Source organism: Fischerella muscicola PCC 7414 (assembly GCF_000317205.1).
Taxonomy (GTDB): Bacteria; Cyanobacteriota; Cyanobacteriia; order Cyanobacteriales; family Nostocaceae; genus Fischerella; species Fischerella muscicola.
The window spans coordinates 1-3,651 of sequence record NZ_AJLK01000107.1 but is presented as its reverse complement, the minus strand read 5'-3'; the positions used below and the strand labels follow the sequence as shown (position 1 = coordinate 3,651).

The window sequence follows — 3,651 nt, the reverse complement described above, 5'->3', positions numbered from 1 at the left end:
CATTAAAGTGAAAGGCAAGCCAAGCCTAAGTTACATCCCCCTTGTCACCCCCTCAGCGTCTTTACCTTCAAGTATGCGATAAAGAAAGCTTTCATTTTTGGCTTGCCGCAAACTACGCACCATAATCAATTCCTTTTTGCTGTTCAACTGCGGCGTTGTGAGTCTCTACAGTCACAATTGTCTCAATTTGTTTTTCAAGGGAATTTTCAAAGTATCTAGACACCTCTACTTCCGACGAGTGCAAAACATCAGTAAATTTGAGCGCGTCGTTATCTTTCAATTCATCCAGCACAGAACCATCCAAAGTCGCAGCAAGAATAGTGTGTCCGTCTTCAGAAGAACACAAGACAAAATAATCCTCTTCAACGTGAATTGTCACCTTCCCAAAAGGTGGTAGGATGAACTCGCTGATGTCTTCTGAATACTCGTCAATAATTTTGTCAATAAGAGCTTTTTGAATTTCCAATACCTCGGTTTTTTCTAACTTTGTTGTTTTCTCCCCAACAGAAATTAAAACCTCTAAAGGCACGATAGGGATGGCTGATTCCACTTGCTCAAAAGATGAAGTTTCGTTTTGTTGTAGGTTAGCTTCTTGTAATTCCTCTGGGGAGGAACGCAATAGCAAATCCCTCAATACATCCAAGTTAGGAATACTTGTACTAAAGTCGTGCAATAAACTTGTGTCAATTTTCGCAGGTTTACTTCCATCTGAAAAGTTATTGTCATCACTAAAACTGTCACTTTTGAATACAACAGACTCAGACAAATCTAAAGCTTGGTCATGACGCAACTGCAAAATTGCACTCACATATTCTGGGCTAAATACATAGTCAAGAATTTCACTTTGGGTGGTGTATGCTAAACTGGGTTCTAAACTTTTGTAGGATGACAAACTCCATTGTCCCTCAATATTAATATGACCACAGATAAAGAAATCTCCTGATTCATGAGCGAGGAACCACTCTTTCTCAATTGCTAATTTCAGTAGTTCTGGATCTTCTGTAGCAAGGATATACAGCCGTCCCATGTATTTATCTTCATCGCTTTTTGTGATGTCACAGTTAAAAGCGGTATCTGTAGAATACAAGGTGTGAAATTCGTAGGACATGGCGCTATACCCCTACACCAGCCTGGAGTTTGACAGCCTCTTTTTTTTTCGGTTGCTGGTCTTTTGCCCACAGCTGAGTATTCTCGATCGCACAGTGGGAGTCTTCTAAAAAAGTGGATAATCGCTGCTGTGACATTATAGGCATGGTTTCCTCAATATCGGGAGCATCAAACCGAAATTTTTTTGAGTCGATGAAGTACCTATCTCCTGGATATAGCAAAGGAAAGTCAATTATTTGCAGTATCTTTTTGTACTTTGCCTGCAAATCTTGATAAATAGCATCATCCTCCAAAAAGCTCCAATCATCTGTTTTACCAAGATTCCTTACAAAGACGTGGAGCATTTTATCTTTGTGTAAATTCATTGATTGATAAAACAAGTCGATGGATTCAAAACCCCCATCACAGACAAACCACTTGCAAATATCTACGCCATACTTGTCAGCAACTTCTAGCAATCGTCCCTTTTTAATCCAGTTATTTACTAGGGGAAATACATTGGCAGGAAGGTTAACAATAACAGGTTTATTTCTCGCTAATTCAAAAATTATGTCAGCCCTGTCTCCCTTGTTGACAGCTTCGCTAAACTCGGCATCAACAGCATAGTCGTAGAAACGCTTGACATCTTGGTTGGTCATATCTGCATCAACCAAAGCATGTTCCAATTTTTTGTCAATTGCATACTGCACCATGACGCGAGTAAACAGCGACTTGCCAACGCTACCTTTTTCACCGTCGATTAAATGTATCCTTGCCATATTTAGGCGCATCTCCTAATTAAAAGTTTCGCTATCTGTGGTAATTCCTGCCAAATTCCATGTATTGAGGTCAAAATCATTTAAATTGTCCAATTCCAGTGTGCTATCGGTATAAATAGATTCGGCTTGAGTGCTTTGGAAAAATAATGGTATTTGAAAGGCACTGCACAACACGTTGCCCACACGCGCTGGATCTACATTCAGTGCTGTACAAACATATTTGAGTTGATTGACAAAAGCAGTAGCTGAATCTAAAAGTATCAATTCCAAACTTTCACGAGGGCAACTGCCCTGACTATGCAGTGCCAAGGGCATGTAGTAGGCTGTAAGAGCAGCCATGATCATCGCTGTTTTATCTTGGGATGGGTGCAAATCTCGGTTCTGAATATAAGTCAGCATCTTGGCTTTGTCCGAACTCAGATTTGGTTGGTAGCGCCAAACAAAATCTTTTTTTCTTTCACCCATGTGATGCGATCGCCTCCGTTTCCTGCAATCTGGCACCTGCCCTCACCTTGGCAGTGTGGTATACAGATAATGCCCACACATCAGCTAGGCGGTTGCCCAAGAACTGCTCGTTCAGAGTCGGCGGAATCTCTACGCCACCGTGCCAGATAATTGGAGTTGCTGGAAACACGGTATCTAGTTCTTGGCGCAAGTAGTCAGCCGTACCGCCGCAGATAATCGCTTCATCTAATTCGTTTTTGGGCGCTAGTGATTCTTTGAGCCAGTTAGTAAGAGCAATAGCATACTCTGTCCTGGAGTCACACACCGCAGAGATGATTTTCTCTATCTCGGCAGAGCGAATATCGCTTCCACTGGAAAGGTTGTGAAAGTGCTGGGGTTTTGGATCGTCACCAGCAGCAATCATCGCTCTGATTAGCTGTTCGCTGTCTAATCCTGATGTGCGCTCTATTACCAAATCAACCATTCTCGCCATGCCCAGGTTAGCTGTTTTGCCCCTGTCTAAAATGCCGCGTCGGGATATCAAAACCGAAGCGTTGCGATATCCCACCATTACCAGGGCAAGAACTTTACGTTTGATTGCCTCACCCGTATTTTTACAGTACATAGCATAGATACCGCCGCCTTCTGGAAAACACTCGTAACCAACCAAGTTAGCGATCGCAATACCCGTCGGTGTGTCAAATTCAGCCAGAGCATCCTTTAACATCGGTTTTAGTAATGCTGAATCTTGAAATTCTCCTGGTGGTAATAGCAGTGCTAGGGATAAATAGAAGGAGTCAGGTAACTTAAATTTCTGCTTGATTACCCACACAGCCGCTAGCGTTTTATACACAGCAAATTCGTACTTTCGCGGCTTTAGCCTTGGTGTGGCGCTGTATGTACTTCGTGCCAAATATCCCACTGCCCGATAATTTTCACCCACTCCCACCCAAGCGGTATTCTCTGGATAGGCGTTGCCCAAGTTGCGGGTATGGAAAGTGAGGGAAGCACGAGGAGCCTCGATCACAGCAGGCTCCATCCAAAAAGCTGTTGGCTTACCACCCTTAATTTGTACAATTCCCTTTGTGCCACTTCCCCCAAAGTCGAGTGTCAGGGTAACTTCGGGATAAGCATCTTTATTTAGTCTGCCCATTTATACTCAGGTCAATTTTTTCTGTTGGCGTTGGTTCCAAGTTATCAAGCAGCAACAGCCAAAGGAATATATCAATAGTGATTTTTTGTCGTATCGCTTTAGACATATATATTACACAAGGATTTGGTAGGGATGTGGTAGGGTTGAAATCAGTAATAGCGTTAAATTTCCCTACCTTTTCCCTACTGT

5 protein-coding genes are annotated in these 3,651 nt (G+C 42.5%); all 5 read right to left on the bottom strand.

Going from position 1 to position 3,651, the window contains the following annotated elements:
• Positions 1-112: 112 nt before the first annotated feature.
• A complete protein-coding gene (locus UYI_RS0115605) occupies positions 113-1,108 on the bottom strand; it encodes a hypothetical protein (protein ID WP_016867578.1) in 996 nt (331 codons plus the stop codon).
• Between the two features lie 4 nt (positions 1,109-1,112).
• Entirely contained in the window at positions 1,113-1,865 is a 753-nt protein-coding gene (locus tag UYI_RS0115600; RefSeq protein WP_016867577.1) for a P-loop NTPase family protein, read from the bottom strand.
• 15 nt (positions 1,866-1,880) lie between these two features.
• Complete coding sequence (locus tag UYI_RS0115595; RefSeq protein WP_235147954.1) at positions 1,881-2,366, bottom strand: hypothetical protein; 486 nt, start codon at positions 2,364-2,366, stop codon at positions 1,881-1,883.
• The gene (locus UYI_RS0115590; protein ID WP_016867575.1) at positions 2,323-3,462 is read right to left on the bottom strand and encodes a ParM/StbA family protein; all 1,140 of its coding nucleotides are present in this window, start codon (positions 3,460-3,462) and stop codon (positions 2,323-2,325) included. The genes UYI_RS0115595 and UYI_RS0115590 overlap by 44 nt, the downstream gene beginning before the upstream one ends.
• Positions 3,446-3,651, bottom strand: a 206-nt coding sequence (locus UYI_RS38985) for a hypothetical protein (RefSeq protein ID WP_035138664.1), incomplete at its 5' end; no start/stop codon positions are given. The genes UYI_RS0115590 and UYI_RS38985, both read right to left, overlap by 17 nt.

Excerpts from the sequence above, each read along its gene's own strand:
- UYI_RS0115600 (WP_016867577.1), bottom strand. The coding sequence starts at position 1,865 with ATGGCAAGGATACATTTAATCGACGGTGAAAAAGGTAGCGTTGGCAAG.
- UYI_RS0115605 (WP_016867578.1), bottom strand. The coding sequence starts at position 1,108 with ATGTCCTACGAATTTCACACCTTGTATTCTACAGATACCGCTTTTAAC.
- UYI_RS0115590 (WP_016867575.1), bottom strand. The coding sequence starts at position 3,462 with ATGGGCAGACTAAATAAAGATGCTTATCCCGAAGTTACCCTGACACTC.